The following is a 17393-nucleotide window of genomic DNA, read 5'->3' on the forward strand; positions in this document are numbered from 1 at the left end:
TCTCAGCATAGATGGAATTCGTCAATAAACCGTGTGAGACTTTTTCTGTCGTCCGGCGTCAACTCCCACCCCGGACGGCGGCAATAATCAGTGGCAATAATGCCGCGTTGCATCAGCAGCGTTTTTTCCGCCTGAATAATGTATTCACAGTGGCTCATCCAGCGCTGGATGTAGGGCAGAAGGCGCTGATGCAGGGCTTCAGCTTGCATATACTCCCCAGCCTGCCAGTGGCGATAAATCTGCACATACACCTCGGTGAATGAACATCCTGGCATCACGCCTTTTCCACCCGCGTCCAGCATTTTCAACATATACAGCCCGGCATAACCGTTCAGCACGCTGGCCTGCGGGGCGTAGCGCAGGAACTCACGTGTGTAATCCACAGGTGGATTGCACTCAATTTTAAACACGGCGTGCGGATACCTTTCCGCCACTTCAGCAAGTTGCTGCGGAGTGATCGGCAATCCGGTTTCCCCTGGTGCATATTGCACCATCACCGGAATATCAACCGCCTCCAGTACCGCAAAGATATGCGCCTGGACTGCCTCGGGGCTGGGCGATAGAAAGAACGGCGGCAACAACATCAGCGCATCTGCGCCCAGCGCGCTGTAACGCCTGGCGCGCTTTACGGCAAGTTCGGTGCTGTGGTCGGTAACGGACATCGCGCGATACAGCGACCCGCCTGCCAGCGTGCTGATGAAGAGTTGAGACAACCTGTCTCGTTCATTGTCGTCCAGTTTAGGAAATTCGCTGGCGATGCCAAACAGCGTCACACCGTGGGCACCAGTACCCGCGAGATGTTCCAACAGGCGGACAAAGCTACGCTCATCAATGTCACCCTGCGACGTAAACGGCATCGCAACGATAGGATTTACGCCACAAATTTCGGCGGCGGTGTATTGGGCGTTCATTCCATATCCTCCCGATCAGCCAGTACAGCGCCTTGTGCAGCGGGTAGCGCCCAGCGACGGTAAAGGCGTAAAAATCCGCGCGGTACCTCTTTTTTCACCGGTTGCCAGGTTTCGCGACGCGCAGCCAGTACCTCATCAGCGACATGCAACGTTAAGGCGCGAGTCGGGATGTCGATGCTGATCATGTCGTTGTTTTCCACCAGACCGAGTGCACCGCCTTCGGTCGCTTCCGGTGAGATATGGCCGACAAACAGGCCACGATTGGATCCAGAAAAACGCCCGTCGGTGATCAGTGCGCAGCTGTCGGATAACCCCATGCCTTCCAGACATTTCATCGGCTTGTACATTTCCGGCATTCCCGGACCGCCTTTTGGTCCTTCGTAACGTAATACCAGTACGCTACCCGGCTGGATCTGCCCGGACATAATCGCATCGACAGACTCTTGTTCGCTGTTAAACACCACCGCAGGGCCGCTAAACGTCATCAGATTTTCTGGGACAGCCGCGGGTTTCACCACGCACCCGAGAGGGGAGAGATTTCCATGCAGTACAGCGACGCCCGCTTCGTTACGTACCGGAATCGCGAGCGTATGGATCACCTCCGGTCGCGATGAGCGATGTCCTTGTTGCAAAAGTTCGCCCTTGGTTTTACCCACCACCGTCAGGGTATTCGGCTTCATTAGCGCGGCAATTTCGTGCTCTACCGCCGGTACACCACCCGCCTCCCAGAAATCAATCATGTCGTACTCTGATGCCGGGTAAAGCGAGGCGACCAGCGGCACGTGGTGGCTTAATTCATCAAACGCCGACAGTGGCAGGTGACCCAGTTCCGCTTCATAGTGAATCGCCTGGAGATGCAAAATGGCGTTCGTTGAACCGCCCGTTGCCAGCAGATAAACCATGGCGTTATGAATTGCATCCGGGGTGATAATTTTGCGGGCGTTAATGCCTTCGCGTACCAGCGTTACTGCTTGTTTTCCCGTCTGAAGGGCACAAGCGCGTCTTGCATCCGAAACAGCGGGTAACATGCTGCTGCCCGGCAGACTCATACCCAGCACTTCTGCAATACTGCACATCGTATTGGCGGTGCCGTACATGGTGCAGGAGCCCGGACCCGGTTCGGCGATATTTTCAATATGTGCAAACTCGGCTTCGTCGATTTCGCCACGCTTTTTCCAGCCTATGGCTTCGGTAACAATATTGCCGTCCCAGTGTTTGCCTTTGTATTCCGCCGGATACATGGGGCCACCGTTCACCATGATGGCAGGAATATCCAGGCGCGCAGCGGCCATTAACATGGCCGGAACGATTTTGTCGCAAGAGCCGAGCAGCACCATACCGTCGAAGCGGTGGGCGCGCATCATGCTCTCAATTGACATCGTGATGACTTCGCGTGCGGCGAGAATGTAGCGCATCCCCAGATGCCCTTCGGCAATGCCATCGCAGGGAGCGATGGTGCCGAAGACCATGCCGACACCGCCAGCTTCATCAATCCCCTTCAACACATGAGCGGTCAGCTCGTTAAGATTGGCGTGTCCGGCGGTGGCGTTGGTGTAGCTATTTACTACTGCAATGACCGGGCGGCGCAACTGTTCGTCCGTATGGCCCATGGATTTATACAGAGCACGTTTTAACGCACCGTCATCGCCCTCGAGGATTGGGCTGAAATGCGTGCCACAATTGGCACATCCTCCACATTCACTCTTCATAGCAAGTCTCTTTCTTTATTATCGATAAGTGTGTTGAGTGGCGTTTTGTTGCCCGTCGGTTTGTTCCGTGACGGGGCGCCGTACTGGGTTAGCGAGTCGTGCAGGTAACGCCATGATCAGCGGCGCGACCAGCAGTAAGAAACCCGCAAGGATGTACAACCCGCTGTCCGTGCTGCCGGTAGTGTCTTTCAGCCAACCAAGAACCGTCGGGCCAAAGAAACCTGCGAGGTTGCCGACGGAGTTAACTAGCGCGATGCCCGCCGCTGCCGCCGTACCAGACAGCATGGCGCCAGGCAGGCTGATGTAGGTTGGAATTAATGCCAGGGTTCCTGACATGGCAAGGCAGATCCACGTCATCATCCAGAAGGTCGAGCCGCTGCAATAGGCGCTGAGTGTCAGGCCCACGCAGCCGATGATGGCAGGAATGGCGATATGCCAGCGGCGTTCTTGTTTTAAATCGGAGTGGCGACTGTTCCAGACCATGAACGCTGCGCCGAAGATATACGGAAGTGCCGCGAGAAGACCAATCTGGAAATCATCATTGATACCGGAGCTTTTGATAATGGAGGGCAACCAGAAGTTGATGCCGTAGTAGCCAATATTGAAGCTAAAGAAGATTAACGCCAGTAACCAGACGTAGCCATTTTTGAACATGGCGCTAAGAGAGCTGTCGACTTTTCCGTCGGCGCTTTGTGTACGATTTAATGCGTCTTTTGCCAGGTCGTCCAGAATCACCTGCTTTTCGGCATCATTCAGCCATTTTGCTGATTTCACATCGTTATCCAGATAACGCAGGACAACAAACGCCAACAAGAAAGACGGGATGGCTTCAATCAGGAACAGCCACTGCCAGTTATGCAGTCCGCCAACATCCTCGAACAGCTTGAGAATCAGTCCAGATAAAGGGCTACCGATGATCGTGGAAAGCGGAGTGACAAGGATAAACAATCCCAACGTGCGCGCAGAGCGCCAGGACGGGAACCACAACGTGAGATAAAAGACGATCCCTGGAAAGAACCCGGCTTCCGCGACACCCAGCAGGAAGCGAAGCACGTAGAATTGCGTGGGTGTGGTAACAAACATCATCCCCGCCGAGAGTACAGCCCAGGTCGCCATAATGCGTGCGATCCAGAAACGAGGGCCGAAACGCTGCATCAGCAGGTTACTTGGCAGTTCAAACAGGAAATAGCCGATAAAGAAGATCCCTGCACCCAGTCCGTAGACCGTGTCGCTAAAACTGAGCGCATCCTGCATATGCAGTTTGGCGAAACCCACGTTTACGCGGTCAAGATAGGCAAAAAAGTAGCAAAGGATCAGAAACGGGATCAGTCTTCGGGTAACTTTGCTGTAAACGGCATTCTCAAAAACATTGTGCTTACTCATCGTTATGATCTCAGGTTAGTGGGTCGCCAGATGCGAGGCTGCACGCTTATCATTCTGACCAATATGGCACAGGGCTGTACTGTTCATCAGATTGCGTCCAATGTGTTCCAGTGAAATATTTGTATCTTGCCGTGAAGGACGCTCGCCATTTTATTACTCCGTCGTTTCATTCCAGGCGTTGCGCCAGGCGCTGGCGCGTATGGCCAGCTCATCGGTGCTCATTCCTGCCTGATAAATGCCGCTACCGAGACCGAATCCATTAGCGCCGTTTTGTATGTATCGCCGCATTTGCTGGCTGTCCGGGCGGATCCCGCCAACCGGCAGGCAGGCAACGTCCGGCGGCAGCACGGTTCGAAAGGCTTTCATTAATTCAGGGGTGAGAAATTCCGCAGGAAACAGTTTCAACGCGCTGGCGCCCGCATCCAGAGCAGTAAAGGCCTCTGACGGCGTCATCACCCCTGGCAGGCTGACCAGCCCGAGTTGACGAGTGCGACGAATGACATCAGGGTTGCAGTTTGGCGATACGATCAACTGTCCGCCACAGGCGGCGACCTCATCGACCTGCGCGGGCGTCACCACCGTACCCGCCCCCACAAAGGCACGATCGCCAACGTAATCACGCATCAGGCGGATGGATTCATACGGCGAGGGGCTGTTCAACGGGACTTCCAGCCAGCGGAAACCATTGGCTAACAACATTTCTGCGGCTTCGCGCGCCTGCTCAGGTTTGATGCCACGCAGAATGGCAACCAGCGGTAAAGGTTCCAACCGCCATTGCGTCATAAATATTTTGTGATTCATGGTGTAAGTTCCTGCAAGAGTGAACGAAGCACCGCCAGTCCATGTAAAAAACAGGCATCGCCGCTGACGGGCATCAGCTGCGTATGCGTAACGGTAGCGGCATATTGATAACGTGCGGTAAGCGATGCCGAACCCACAACCCAGGCCTGTTGCCCTTCAGGTAGCGTGGAAAGTTCGTAACCAATCAGGAGTCCAGAAAGGAAACTGAGCACATGCTCTGAGGCTATTTCCCCTGATAACCGCCGGGTACGGGCGGCGAAAATCAGATGGCTGAAAGGGATATTATTTTGCGCGGCGTTGACGCCAGCGAGAAAGCTGGCGTTGTCTTCATCTTGCGGTGGTAGCGCGCGACCTAACAGCGAGTGTTCGCTAAGTACAGAAAAGAGTTCACCTGTCATCAGCGTGGAAAACGCGGTGATACTGCCGTTCTTCATACGGGCATGTTTGCTGTGGGTGCCAGGAAGCAGGGCGTAGTGTTCTGCCGCCGGATGGAGGGCGTTAAGCCCCAGTAATTGGACTTCTTCGCCGCGCATTACGTCAGGTTGATTCCACGCGCTTTGTCCGCACAGGCCAGGAATAATCCACGCCGGGCTTCCCCAGGGCGTTTCAACGGCCTGCATTCCTGCTAACACATTCTGCGCACTGGCTGGAAGAGAGGCGTAAGGCACGTTGCGCCATCCCTGTTGAGAACCCACCATCCCCGCCATCAGCACTGGTACGGCACCCACATCAGTAAGCCAGGGGTGCAACTGTTGATGGAGCGTGACGGCAAATGCACCGTTCTCGATCGTCAGCAGCCCGCACGGCGCGGATGTGCGTGCGACAACGCGATGTTCATTCATTAAAAAGGCACGAAAGTTGGTCGTACCCCAGTCAACGGCAATCCAGTCTCTTTTCATATTCAAGTCATACAACAATGTTAATCTTGTAATACAAGAATGCTAGAGCAAAAGAAAACCGCGATCTGTGAGATTGATCGAAATTACATCAGAAGAAAGGGATCAGAGAATGCTGTCGATGAAAGCCGGGCGCTCCTGCCAGATACGTTTTTGCGCTGCGTGGAGAAGGATTGAGCGCATGCATTGACGGGCCTCATCCGCGTTGCGCAGACGGATCGCTTCGAAGAGGTGATAGTGTTCTTCAATGGCCGTTTTGGTCTGGCGAACATCTTCTTCAAGCGTCTGGCGGAATGACAGCACCATGGCGGCGCTTAATGCGTTACCTAAAGCCAGCAGAAAAGGGTTGTGTGCAGCGCGCAAGAGCGCCTGGTGAAATGCCATATCGCCCTCCTCAAACGACTCGCGTTCTGCCGCTGATTGCCCACGTCGCATCAGCGCCAGCGCATCCTCCAGCGCCGCGAGATCGTGCCCGTTAGCGTTCATCGCGGCAAGCGTCGCAACGTTAGGTTCGAAGATGAGGCGGGTGATCATCAACTGCTCGACCAACTGCGCATCGACATGGCCTTCAGAGAGCCAGTTAAGTACATCCAGATCGAGCAGACTCCACTGGTCACGACTGGTGATTGTGCTGCGTTTTTTTGCCTGAATAGAGATCAACCCTTTGGCCGCAAGCACAGCCAGCGCATTGCGAATGGAGGTGCGTGAAACGGCATACTCCGTTGCCAGCTCATTCTCACCCGGCAGTGACGTACCCGGAGCGAGCTCGCCTCGCAAGATGCGTCCAGCAAGGTGTTGGGTTACCGTTTCTGAAATACTGGCCTGTGGGACTTTCATTGCAATTCTCGGCTAAATACGTTCACAGTCATGTGCTACATAGTAAGCTAATCGGTGTCCAATTTGCTAATAAGGACAGGAGGAATAATCACTTATGGAACGCCTACCCATTATTCTCGACACCGACCCTGGTATTGATGATGCTGCCGCCATTGCTGCTGCGCTATTTTCTCCTCAGCTTGACCTGCGGTTGATGACCACCGTCGCCGGCAACGTCTCTGTGGAGAAAACCACCCGTAATGCCCTGCAACTGCTGCATTTCTGGAATGCTGATGTTCCCCTGGCTCAGGGGGCCGCTACACCGCTGTTACGTCCGTTGCGCGACGCCGCTTATGTTCACGGCGAATCCGGTATGGAAGGTTATGATTTTGTCGACCATGACCGACAGCCACTGGCGAAACCGGCTTTTATCGCCATTCGTGACGCGTTGATGAGCGCTCCGGAACCGATAACCCTGGTTGCTATTGGCCCGCTGACAAATATTGCGCTGCTGTTGATGCACTATCCGGAATGTACGTTCAATATCCGCCGTCTGGTGATCATGGGCGGTTCTGCCGGGCGAGGGAACTTCACCCCTAATGCCGAATTCAATATCGCTGTCGATCCGGAAGCTGCCGCCTGTGTGTTCCAGAGTGGAATTGAAATTGTGATGTGCGGACTGGATGTCACGAATCAGGCCATGCTGACGCCGGAGTATCTGGCGACGTTGCCCACGCTGAATCGTACCGGAAAGATGCTACATGCCCTGTTCAGTCACTATCGCAGCGGGACAATGCGCACTGGCGTGCGGATGCACGATCTGTGTGCCATCGCCTGGCTGGTTCGCCCGGATCTGTTTACCGTCAAGCCGTGCTTCGTGGCGGTAGAAACCCAAGGGGAATATACCTCAGGCACAACCGTTGTGGATATTGAAGGGCGTATGAACAGACCGGCAAACATGCAGGTCGCCCTCGATATAGATGTTATTGGTTTCCAACAATGGGTTGCTGAAATTCTGACATTGGCTCCGTAAATCCCGGTGTATAAAACGGTATGGTGCGACTTATTCCGATGCATCATGCCTTTTACTGATATTTCGCCTTGTTTAACATTAAATTCTAATTATCGACGTTTTTGGCTAGCGGTGCGACAGCGTGCTGGTTAATCTGAAAACGATTTACGCAAAATTAACAAAAGAGAATAGCTATGCATGATGCACATATCCGCGTTGCCATCGCGGGAGCTGGTGGACGCATGGGACGTCAGTTGATTCAGGCGACACTGAGCATGGAAGGCGTTCAACTGGGCGCAGCGTTGGAGCGGGAAGGTTCCTCATTGCTGGGCAGCGATGCCGGTGAACTGGCGGGGGCCGGAAAATGCGGTGTTACCGTACAAAGCAGCCTTGATGCAATTAAAGAAGATTTTGACGTCTTTATCGATTTTACCCGCCCGGAAGGGACGCTGACGCATCTTGCCTTTTGCCGCCAGCACGGCAAAGGCATGGTGATAGGCACGACCGGGTTTGACGAGGCAGGTAAACAGGCTATTCGCGACGCCGCTCAGGAGATAGGGATTGTGTTTGCGGCGAATTTTAGCGTGGGCGTCAATGTCATGCTGAAGCTTCTTGAAAAAGCGGCAAAAGTGATGGGCGACTACGCCGACATTGAAATTATTGAAGCGCACCATCGTCATAAAGTGGATGCGCCGTCAGGTACGGCACTGGCGATGGGGGAAGCGATTGCCCATGCGCTGGACAAAGATCTTAAAGACTGCGCCGTCTACAGCCGGGAAGGCTATACCGGGGAGCGAGTACCTGGCACGATTGGCTTTGCAACTGTACGTGCGGGTGACATTGTGGGTGAACACACTGCGATGTTTGCCGATATTGGCGAGCGCGTTGAGATCACTCATAAGGCATCCAGCCGTATGACATTTGCTAATGGAGCCGTAAAATCGGCAATTTGGTTAAAAGGAAAATCAAATGGTCTTTTTGACATGCGAGATGTACTTAATTTAAATGATTTATAAGCATAAGTTACCCTTAGTGATGTGGTCATTGTAGTCATAATTTATTGATTACATGGGGCAATATTTTATTGCCCTTTTATTTTATTGTTTTTAGTATTTGTTTTGTTTGAGTTGCTTAAAATTACGTGTTTTTGCATTTATTTTTGTTTGTTTTATGTGAATTTTGACCAAATGGTCCACTTTTTTCATCTCGACGGCATGTTTTCATGCTCTTTTCGTCACGCAAGCGTTTTCCGATACCACTTAGCTGATCTTTTTGCCTGTTAAATCACACGAATTCTCTCAGTGACTCAAAATAATAATAAAAATTCCCCTTTCAGGTAGACTTTTGTCTGCTCTGTCTCTAGAATGCCGCCGTTTGCCAGAAATACATGGGTAAGCAAATTTGCATTGATTCATGCAATCAAAATGAATTAATATGCAAATAAAGTGAGTGAATATTCTCTGGAGGGTGTTTTGATTAAGTCAGCGCTATTGGTTCTGGAAGACGGAACCCAGTTTCACGGTCGGGCCATAGGGGCAACGGGTTCGGCGGTAGGGGAAGTCGTTTTCAATACTTCAATGACCGGTTATCAAGAAATCCTCACTGATCCTTCCTATTCTCGCCAAATCGTCACTCTTACTTATCCCCATATCGGCAATGTCGGCACCAATGAAGCCGATGAAGAATCCTCTCAGGTACATGCGCAAGGTTTGGTCATTCGCGACCTGCCGCTGATTGCCAGCAACTTCCGCAATACCGAAGACCTCTCTTCTTACCTGAAACGTCATAACATCGTGGCGATTGCCGATATCGATACCCGTAAGCTGACGCGTCTACTGCGTGAGAAGGGCGCACAGAATGGCTGCATCATCGCGGATGAAAATCCTGATGCGGCTCTGGCGTTAGAAAAAGCGAAAGCATTCCCGGGGCTGAATGGTATGGACCTCGCGAAAGAGGTCACCACGAAGGAAGCCTACCGCTGGACGCAGGGGAGCTGGACGCTTTCAGGCGACCTGCCGGAAGCGAAAAAAGACGAAGAACTGCCGTTCCACGTTGTGGCTTACGATTTCGGCGCCAAACGTAACATTCTGCGTATGTTAGCGGACCGCGGCTGCCGCCTGACAGTGGTGCCAGCGCAGACCAGCGCAGAAGAGGTTCTGAAAATGAATCCGGACGGTATTTTCCTCTCTAACGGCCCTGGCGACCCGGCGCCGTGCGATTATGCCATTACCGCGATTCAGAAATTCCTCGAAACCGATATTCCGGTGTTCGGTATCTGCCTGGGTCATCAGCTACTGGCGCTGGCAAGCGGTGCGAAAACCGTCAAGATGAAGTTTGGCCACCACGGTGGCAACCATCCGGTTAAAGATATCGATAACAACACGGTGATGATTACTGCCCAGAACCACGGTTTTGCGGTGGATGAGGCGTCAATGCCTGCGTGTCTTCGCGTGACGCATAAATCCCTGTTTGACCATACTCTGCAGGGTATCCATCGTACCGACAAACCAGCGTTCAGCTTCCAGGGTCATCCGGAGGCCAGCCCAGGCCCGCACGATGCCGCGCCACTGTTCGATCACTTTATCGAACTTATTGAGCAGTACCGTAAGACCGCTAAATAAATAATCAGGAGCCGAGAAGAAAATGCCAAAACGTACTGATATAAAAAGCATCCTGATCCTTGGCGCTGGTCCGATTGTTATCGGCCAGGCCTGCGAATTTGACTACTCCGGCGCACAGGCTTGTAAAGCCCTGCGTGAAGAGGGTTACCGCGTTATTCTGGTGAACTCTAACCCGGCGACCATCATGACCGACCCGGAAATGGCCGATGCCACCTACATCGAGCCGATTCACTGGGAAGTGGTACGTAAAATCATCGAAAAAGAGCGTCCGGACGCCGTTCTGCCAACCATGGGCGGCCAGACAGCGCTGAACTGCGCGCTGGAACTGGAACGCCAGGGCGTACTGGAAGAGTTCGGCGTGACCATGATTGGCGCGACGGCTGATGCGATTGATAAAGCGGAAGACCGCCGTCGCTTCGACATCGCGATGAAGAAAATCGGTCTCGACACCGCACGCTCTGGTATCGCTCATACGATGGAAGAAGCGCTGGCAGTTGCCGCTGACGTCGGCTTCCCGTGCATCATCCGACCTAGCTTCACCATGGGCGGCACCGGCGGCGGTATTGCCTATAACCGTGAAGAGTTCGAAGAAATTTGCGAACGCGGGCTGGATCTTTCCCCTACCAATGAGCTGCTGATTGATGAGTCGCTGATTGGCTGGAAAGAGTACGAGATGGAAGTGGTGCGTGATAAAAACGACAACTGCATCATCGTCTGCTCCATCGAAAACTTTGACGCGATGGGCATCCATACCGGTGACTCCATCACCGTTGCGCCAGCCCAGACGCTGACCGACAAAGAATATCAAATCATGCGTAACGCCTCGATGGCGGTGCTGCGTGAAATCGGCGTGGAAACCGGTGGTTCTAACGTCCAGTTTGCGGTAAACCCGAAAAACGGTCGTCTGATTGTTATCGAAATGAACCCGCGTGTGTCGCGTTCCTCCGCGTTGGCCTCGAAAGCGACCGGCTTCCCGATTGCCAAAGTGGCGGCCAAACTGGCGGTAGGTTACACCCTCGATGAGCTGATGAACGACATTACCGGTGGACGTACCCCGGCATCGTTTGAGCCTTCCATCGACTACGTTGTAACGAAAATTCCACGTTTTAACTTCGAAAAATTCGTCGGCGCGAATGACCGCCTCACCACGCAGATGAAATCTGTCGGTGAAGTGATGGCAATTGGCCGCACCCAGCAGGAATCGCTGCAGAAAGCGCTGCGCGGTCTGGAAGTGGGCGCCACCGGTTTCGACCCGAAAGTGAGCCTGGATGACCCGGAAGCGCTGACCAAAATTCGCCGCGAGCTGAAAGACGCCGGTGCTGAGCGTATCTGGTACATCGCTGATGCCTTCCGCGCTGGCCTGTCTGTCGACGGCGTGTTTAACCTGACCAATATCGACCGCTGGTTCCTGGTACAAATTGAAGAACTGGTCCGTCTGGAAGAGAAAGTGGCGGAAGTGGGCATTAACGGCCTTGATGCTGACTTCCTGCGCCAGTTGAAGCGCAAAGGTTTTGCCGATGCGCGTCTGGCAAAACTGGCGGGCGTACGCGAGGCGGAAATCCGCAAGCTGCGTGACCAGTTCAACCTGCACCCGGTTTACAAGCGTGTGGACACTTGCGCGGCGGAATTCGCCACCGACACCGCCTACATGTACTCCACCTATGAAGATGAGTGCGAAGCGAATCCGAATCAGGATCGCGACAAGATCATGGTGCTGGGTGGTGGTCCAAACCGTATCGGTCAGGGGATCGAGTTCGACTACTGCTGCGTACACGCTTCGCTGGCGCTGCGCGAAGACGGTTACGAAACCATTATGGTCAACTGTAACCCAGAAACGGTCTCTACCGACTATGACACCTCTGACCGTCTCTACTTTGAGCCAGTCACCCTGGAAGACGTACTGGAAATCGTCCGCGTCGAGAAGCCGAAGGGCGTTATCGTACAGTATGGCGGCCAGACGCCGCTGAAACTGGCGCGTGCGCTGGAAGCGGCAGGCGTACCGGTTATCGGTACCAGCCCGGATGCGATTGACCGTGCAGAAGACCGTGAGCGTTTCCAGAAAGCCGTTGACCGTCTGAAGCTGAAGCAACCGGCGAACGCCACCGTGACCGCGATTGAAATGGCGGTTGAGAAGGCGAAAGAGATTGGCTACCCGCTGGTGGTACGCCCGTCTTACGTACTGGGCGGTCGTGCGATGGAAATCGTCTACGATGAAGCCGACCTGCGTCGCTACTTCCAGACGGCGGTTAGCGTCTCTAACGATGCGCCGGTTCTGTTGGACCGCTTCCTGGACGATGCGGTTGAAGTGGACGTGGATGCTATCTGCGACGGCGAGATGGTGCTGATTGGCGGCATCATGGAACACATCGAGCAGGCTGGCGTTCACTCCGGTGACTCCGCGTGTTCTCTGCCTGCGTACACCCTGAGCAAAGAAATCCAGGACGTGATGCGCCAGCAGGTGCAGAAACTGGCCTTTGAATTGCAGGTTCGCGGTCTGATGAACGTGCAGTTCGCGGTGAAAGACAACGAAGTCTACCTGATTGAAGTCAACCCGCGCGCGGCGCGTACCGTTCCGTTTGTCTCCAAAGCGACAGGCGTACCGCTGGCGAAAGTGGCAGCGCGCGTGATGGCCGGTAAGTCACTGGCTGAACAGGGTGTCACCAAAGAGATTATCCCGCCGTACTACTCGGTGAAAGAAGTGGTACTGCCGTTCAACAAATTCCCGGGCGTTGACCCGCTGTTAGGGCCAGAAATGCGCTCTACCGGGGAAGTGATGGGCGTAGGCCGCACCTTCGCAGAAGCGTTCGCGAAAGCGCAACTGGGTAGCAGCTCTACCATGAAGAAATCCGGTCGCGCATTGCTCTCCGTTCGTGAAGGCGACAAAGAGCGAGTGGTGGATCTGGCCGCAAAACTGCTGAAACAGGGCTTTGAACTGGATGCCACCCACGGCACGGCGATTGTGCTGGGAGAAGCGGGCATCAACCCACGTCTGGTGAACAAGGTGCATGAAGGTCGTCCGCACATTCAGGACCGTATTAAGAATGGCGAATATACCTACATCATCAACACCACCGCAGGTCGCCAGGCGATTGAAGACTCCAAACTGATTCGCCGCAGCGCGCTGCAGTATAAAGTGCACTATGACACCACGCTGAACGGCGGTTTCGCCACGGCGATGGCGTTAAATGCGGATGCCACCGAGAAGGTGATTTCGGTGCAGGAAATGCACGCACAGATTAAAAAATAATCTCTGCTGGCGGGGACTTACCCGCCATCCGGCAACGCGGAATATTTTCCATTAATCTACACGGTTCCTGAAAAGGAACCGTTTTTTTTGGAGCTGATAAGTTAATTCCAGGATATTTATATTTCTTTAATCTTATTTACAATGTAACAAGCAAGATTTAGCTCACACTAATTAACCTCGAACTTGCATATTATCGCTGATATCCACGACTTTAATATGGCTAATGGCATTGTTTTTAATTCGTGCCGACAGAGCCTGAGTAAGAATTTTAATTAGTGAAAATGGTGTGCCTATGTGTGAAGAATATGTTGAAAAACCACTTTATTTGTTAATTGCTGATTGGGTGATGGCGCAAAATCGTTGGGTTAGCGCCAAAGAGATAGCTACGCATTTTGATATGGACCATTGCAAAGCGATTAATACGGTTTCTTATATTCTCTCTGAGGTTGGGGAAATATCCTGTGAAACCAAGACAATTCCAAACCAGCTTGAGGGGCGGGGGTGTCAATGTCAGCGACTGGTGCGTGTCAATAATATTGATGCTTCGCTCTATATCCGACTGGGTATCAGTACACAGAAAAAAGTGGTAAGTCCGGTGAGCCGCTCTTGTATGTCTGTACCGCCCAGGGAACTCAATCGCGAACAAAAATGGCAGATGATGCTCTCTAAAAGCATGCGTCGTTAAGAGTATGACCTGTTTGTCGGAGGGCGTTGTGAAACGCCTTATCCGACAAACACATTCCCCTTTCTGCACGACCGCAGACGTGCTGGCCAATCCAGCATGATTTACATTTCCGATTTTGGTTTCACCTCCGTTGTGCCTTTCAGTCGCGGCCGGTTTGCTTCAACCTCGGTTAACGGTTGTGTTTCATGGAGCGCGGCCCGACAGCGGACGGCGAGATCCTGATATTCTTTTGTATTGAGCCGCTTCCAGTGCAACTCGTCGTCCGTCACTGGACGGAGAAAGCGCGCGGGGCTGCCCACCAGTAGCTGGCGGGGAGCACCTGGGAATCCTGCTTTCACAAAACTCATTGCGGCGACGATGCTCTCTTCACCAATAACGGCACCGTCCATGATGACGCTGTTCATGCCGACCAGCGCGTCCCGCCCCACAATGCAACCGTGCAGAATCGCGCCGTGCCCAATATGCCCATTCTCATGCACAATGGTGTCGGTGTCGCAATAGCCATGCATAATGCAGCCATCCTGGAGATTGGCGCCTGCTTCAAGGATCAGACGGCCATAATCTCCGCGCAGCGAAGCGTGGGGGCCGATATATACCCCGGCCCCGACAATCACATCGCCAATAAGCACGGCGCTGGGATGGACATACGCCTCTGGGTGAACCACCGGAATCAGGCCTTCAAAGGCGTAATAGCTCATTAATATTCCTTTCTGTTTTTTGCCGGATGGCGGCGTAAATACCTTATCAGGCCTGAGAAACAGCACACTTCCCAGGCCTGATCAGCGTCAGCGCCATCGGGCATTAACGCCCTTTCCAGACCGGGTCGCGTTTTTCTGCAAACGCCAGTGGTCCTTCGACGGCATCTTCGGAATGCAGTACGGCAGGGTAATGTTTTAGCGCGCCGCTGCGGATGTGGCGATAGCCTTCTTCAACCGGCATTTCGCTGGTGGCGCGGTAAATTTCTTTGAGCGCGGCGATGGCCAGCGGTGCGCTGTCTACCAGCTGTTGCGCCAGTTCTCGGGCGCTGTCCATGAGTGCAGACTGATCGACGACGCGGTTTACGATCCCCCAACGCAGTGCTTCTTCAGCGTCCATGCGTCGACCGGTCATTACCATTTCATTGACGATGGCAGGCGGCAGCAGTTTAGGCAGACGCAGTACGCCGCCGCTGTCCGGCACGATCCCCAGTTTGGCTTCTGGCAAGGCGAAGCTGGCGTTTTCTGCGCAGACAATAAAGTCAGCCGCCAGCGCCAGCTCAAAACCGCCGCCAAACGCATAGCCGTTAACGGCAGCAATGACCGGTTTGTCGAGGTCAAAGATTTCGGTTAAACCCGCGAATCCGCCAGGACCAAAATCTGCGTCTGGCGCTTCACCTTCCGCGGCGGCTTTCAGGTCCCAACCGGCCGAAAAGAATTTTTCTCCGCCGCCGGTAATAATGGCCACGCGCAGCTCTGGATCGTCACGGAACTGGAGAAAAACTTCGCCCATTTCGAAGCTGGTTTTGGCGTCGATGGCATTCGCTTTTGGCCTGTCCAGGGTAATTTCCAGAATGGAGCCGTTGCGGGTCAGATGTAATGATTCACTCATATTTTCTCTCCTTAATTATTTTTATTCCGTCACAGAGGCAGCACAGATCCTGCAAGAGCGCTGCATCCATTTGGTCGTGATATTTGTTCCTGGCGGGTTATTTTCCCACCGTGTGCGTTATTTCAGATTTTTTTTGATTATTTTTCCTGAACAATTTCGTGGCAAATCAGTTCGTATCTCCATAAACGAGGGAACTTTAAATTTCGCCATATTCAATTCGCAAAAACTGAAAAATTCATCTTCGCTTAACGTTTCGCCTTCATTCAGTACCACAAAGGCTTTAATGGCTTCATCGCGAATAGAATCTTTAATCCCAACGACAACGATGTCCTGAATTTTCGGGTGTGCGGAAATAATATTTTCCAGCTCAACGCAGGAGACGTTTTCCCCTCCGCGTTTGATCATGTTGCAGCGTCGGTCGACAAAATAGAAAAAGCCTTCTTCATCTCTGTAGCCGGAGTCACCGGTATGCAACCAGCCCTCTGGCTCCAGCGCTTTTGCGGTCGCATCCGGGCGGTCGTAATACTCTTTGAAAATGGTTTTCCCCGGGATGCCTTTGATACAGATTTCACCTGTCTCACCCGGGGGAAGAGGGCGGTTGTTCTCATCACGAATTTCGGCTTCGTAGCAAAAACCGACTCGCCCGATAGAGGGCCAGCGTCGTTTGTCTCCCGGTCTGTCGCCAATGATCCCGACAATGGTTTCCGTCATTCCGTAGGAAGTCAGCAGCCGGACGCCGAAGCGCGCAATAAAGTCATCCTTTTCCTGTACCGACAAGTTGAGGTAGAACATCACTTCGCGCAGATGATGCTGCCGGTCTTGTGGCGATTCGGGTTGCACCATCAGCGTTCGGATCATCATCGGGATACATTCGGTGACGGTGGCACGGTATTTTCTTACCTGTTCCCAAAACGCGCGGGCGCTGTATTTCTCAAGCAATACAAAGGTACTGCCCGCTGAGAACGCGGCCATTGCCGCCGTACATTGACAGTCGATATGAAAAGCAGGCATGACCGTCAGGTAGATATCATCCTCGCGCAACGCGCACTGCCAGGAAGAGTAGTAACCTGCGAAGCGTAAATTATAGTGGGTGATGACCACCCCTTTAGGGCGTGACGTCGTGCCAGAGGTGAACAGAATTTCGGCAGTATCGTCCGTACTCAGTGGTGGGGCATACTGAAGCGTGGTGGATTGCTGCTGTCTCAACTGAGTGAAGTTGATAAGACCATCTACCGCGGGAATGTCCTGTCCAATAAGGCAAATACGTGTCAGCGGATTGTCGTCATCCTGCTGAATTTGTTGGTACATCGGATAGAACTGGCTGCTGGTGACTAACAGCTGCGCCTGGCTACTTTGCAAAATCCAGGTGCTTTCTTCACGCAGCAATCGGGCATTAATGGGCACCATGACAGCCCCCATTTTTGCCAGTCCGAACCAGCAAAAGATAAATTCCGGACAGTTATCCAGATGGAGTGCAACCTTATCGCCTTTTCGAATACCTAACGTATGAAACAGGTTTGCTGTACGGTTGATTTCCTCGTTCAGCGAGGCATAGCTGAATTGCTGTACGACGCCTTCGCTGGACTCGAAAATGAGCGCCATTTTATCATCATAGACGTCCGCAAGGTCGTCCCACATCTGACGTAAGTTTTGTCCGCCAACGATATCCATTGCACCTCTATCCGCTAATCACCGTGATGGCGCTAACTGGCAAAGCCAGTCAGC

At 53.2% G+C, this 17393-nt stretch carries 14 protein-coding genes; 5 read left to right on the plus strand and 9 right to left on the minus strand.

Features of this window, described 5'->3' with window-relative positions; genetic code table 11:
- Window positions 1–2: 2 nt before the first annotated feature.
- From CJP72_RS10730 to CJP72_RS10755, 6 genes are all read right to left on the minus strand, one after another.
- Window positions 3–911: a dihydrodipicolinate synthase family protein gene (locus tag CJP72_RS10730; RefSeq protein WP_162380874.1), complete on the minus strand. Its 909-nt coding sequence runs from the start codon at window positions 909–911 to the stop codon at window positions 3–5.
- Entirely contained in the window at window positions 908–2620 is a 1713-nt protein-coding gene (gene ilvD, locus CJP72_RS10735; protein ID WP_162380876.1) for a dihydroxy-acid dehydratase, read from the minus strand. Before ilvD ends, CJP72_RS10730 begins: the two co-directional genes overlap by 4 nt.
- A gap of 18 nt (window positions 2621–2638) precedes the next feature.
- Window positions 2639–4003: an MFS transporter gene (locus tag CJP72_RS10740; RefSeq protein WP_162380878.1), complete on the minus strand. Its 1365-nt coding sequence runs from the start codon at window positions 4001–4003 to the stop codon at window positions 2639–2641.
- 153 nt (window positions 4004–4156) lie between these two features.
- Window positions 4157–4804 (minus strand): 2-dehydro-3-deoxy-6-phosphogalactonate aldolase, encoded by a 648-nt coding sequence (locus CJP72_RS10745; protein ID WP_162380880.1) that lies wholly within the window; start codon window positions 4802–4804, stop codon window positions 4157–4159.
- Entirely contained in the window at window positions 4801–5703 is a 903-nt protein-coding gene (locus CJP72_RS10750; protein ID WP_162380881.1) for a 2-dehydro-3-deoxygalactonokinase, read from the minus strand. Before CJP72_RS10750 ends, CJP72_RS10745 begins: the two co-directional genes overlap by 4 nt.
- A 102-nt stretch (window positions 5704–5805) precedes the next feature.
- Complete coding sequence (locus tag CJP72_RS10755; RefSeq protein ID WP_162380883.1) at window positions 5806–6537, minus strand: FadR/GntR family transcriptional regulator; 732 nt, start codon at window positions 6535–6537, stop codon at window positions 5806–5808.
- A 94-nt stretch (window positions 6538–6631) separates the two neighbouring features.
- Between CJP72_RS10755 and rihC the strand changes: the two genes are divergently transcribed.
- The 5 genes from rihC to caiF all read left to right on the plus strand — a co-directional run bounded on the left by rihC (window position 6632) and on the right by caiF (window position 14081).
- A complete protein-coding gene (rihC, locus tag CJP72_RS10760; RefSeq protein WP_162380885.1) occupies window positions 6632–7549 on the plus strand; it encodes a ribonucleoside hydrolase RihC in 918 nt (305 codons plus the stop codon).
- A 173-nt stretch (window positions 7550–7722) separates the two neighbouring features.
- Complete coding sequence (gene dapB, locus CJP72_RS10765; protein ID WP_162380886.1) at window positions 7723–8544, plus strand: 4-hydroxy-tetrahydrodipicolinate reductase; 822 nt, start codon at window positions 7723–7725, stop codon at window positions 8542–8544.
- A 456-nt stretch (window positions 8545–9000) separates the two neighbouring features.
- Window positions 9001–10149, plus strand: a complete 1149-nt coding sequence (gene carA, locus CJP72_RS10770) for a glutamine-hydrolyzing carbamoyl-phosphate synthase small subunit (RefSeq protein WP_162380895.1) — start codon at window positions 9001–9003, stop codon at window positions 10147–10149.
- Between the two features lie 22 nt (window positions 10150–10171).
- Complete coding sequence (gene carB / locus CJP72_RS10775) at window positions 10172–13396, plus strand: carbamoyl-phosphate synthase large subunit (RefSeq protein ID WP_162380904.1); 3225 nt, start codon at window positions 10172–10174, stop codon at window positions 13394–13396.
- Window positions 13397–13688: 292 nt separating this feature from the next.
- Window positions 13689–14081, plus strand: a complete 393-nt coding sequence (caiF, locus tag CJP72_RS10780; protein ID WP_162380906.1) for a carnitine metabolism transcriptional regulator CaiF — start codon at window positions 13689–13691, stop codon at window positions 14079–14081.
- 101 nt (window positions 14082–14182) lie between these two features.
- Here caiF and caiE read toward each other — a convergent pair whose 3' ends face one another.
- From caiE to caiC, 3 genes are all read right to left on the minus strand, one after another.
- Entirely contained in the window at window positions 14183–14779 is a 597-nt protein-coding gene (gene caiE, locus CJP72_RS10785; RefSeq protein WP_162380908.1) for a carnitine operon protein CaiE, read from the minus strand.
- 103 nt (window positions 14780–14882) lie between these two features.
- Window positions 14883–15668, minus strand: a complete 786-nt coding sequence (caiD, locus tag CJP72_RS10790) for a crotonobetainyl-CoA hydratase (RefSeq protein WP_162380910.1) — start codon at window positions 15666–15668, stop codon at window positions 14883–14885.
- 117 nt (window positions 15669–15785) lie between these two features.
- Window positions 15786–17339, minus strand: coding sequence for a crotonobetaine/carnitine-CoA ligase (gene caiC, locus CJP72_RS10795; protein ID WP_162380912.1), 1554 nt, complete (start codon window positions 17337–17339; stop codon window positions 15786–15788).
- Window positions 17340–17393: the final 54 nt, after the last annotated feature.

Source organism: Citrobacter sp. NCU1, assembly GCF_010231475.1.
Lineage (GTDB): Bacteria > Pseudomonadota > Gammaproteobacteria > Enterobacterales > Enterobacteriaceae > Citrobacter_D.

Excerpts from the sequence above, each read along its gene's own strand:
- dapB (WP_162380886.1), top strand. The coding sequence starts at position 7,723 with ATGCATGATGCACATATCCGCGTTGCCATCGCGGGAGCTGGTGGACGC.
- CJP72_RS10740 (WP_162380878.1), bottom strand. The coding sequence starts at position 4,003 with ATGAGTAAGCACAATGTTTTTGAGAATGCCGTTTACAGCAAAGTTACC.
- CJP72_RS10730 (WP_162380874.1), bottom strand. The coding sequence starts at position 911 with ATGAACGCCCAATACACCGCCGCCGAAATTTGTGGCGTAAATCCTATC.
- caiD (WP_162380910.1), bottom strand. The coding sequence starts at position 15,668 with ATGAGTGAATCATTACATCTGACCCGCAACGGCTCCATTCTGGAAATT.
- rihC (WP_162380885.1), top strand. The coding sequence starts at position 6,632 with ATGGAACGCCTACCCATTATTCTCGACACCGACCCTGGTATTGATGAT.
- caiE (WP_162380908.1), bottom strand. The coding sequence starts at position 14,779 with ATGAGCTATTACGCCTTTGAAGGCCTGATTCCGGTGGTTCACCCAGAG.
- caiF (WP_162380906.1), top strand. The coding sequence starts at position 13,689 with ATGTGTGAAGAATATGTTGAAAAACCACTTTATTTGTTAATTGCTGAT.
- CJP72_RS10750 (WP_162380881.1), bottom strand. The coding sequence starts at position 5,703 with ATGAAAAGAGACTGGATTGCCGTTGACTGGGGTACGACCAACTTTCGT.
- carB (WP_162380904.1), top strand. The coding sequence starts at position 10,172 with ATGCCAAAACGTACTGATATAAAAAGCATCCTGATCCTTGGCGCTGGT.
- ilvD (WP_162380876.1), bottom strand. The coding sequence starts at position 2,620 with ATGAAGAGTGAATGTGGAGGATGTGCCAATTGTGGCACGCATTTCAGC.
- CJP72_RS10755 (WP_162380883.1), bottom strand. The coding sequence starts at position 6,537 with ATGAAAGTCCCACAGGCCAGTATTTCAGAAACGGTAACCCAACACCTT.
- CJP72_RS10745 (WP_162380880.1), bottom strand. The coding sequence starts at position 4,804 with ATGAATCACAAAATATTTATGACGCAATGGCGGTTGGAACCTTTACCG.
- caiC (WP_162380912.1), bottom strand. The coding sequence starts at position 17,339 with ATGGATATCGTTGGCGGACAAAACTTACGTCAGATGTGGGACGACCTT.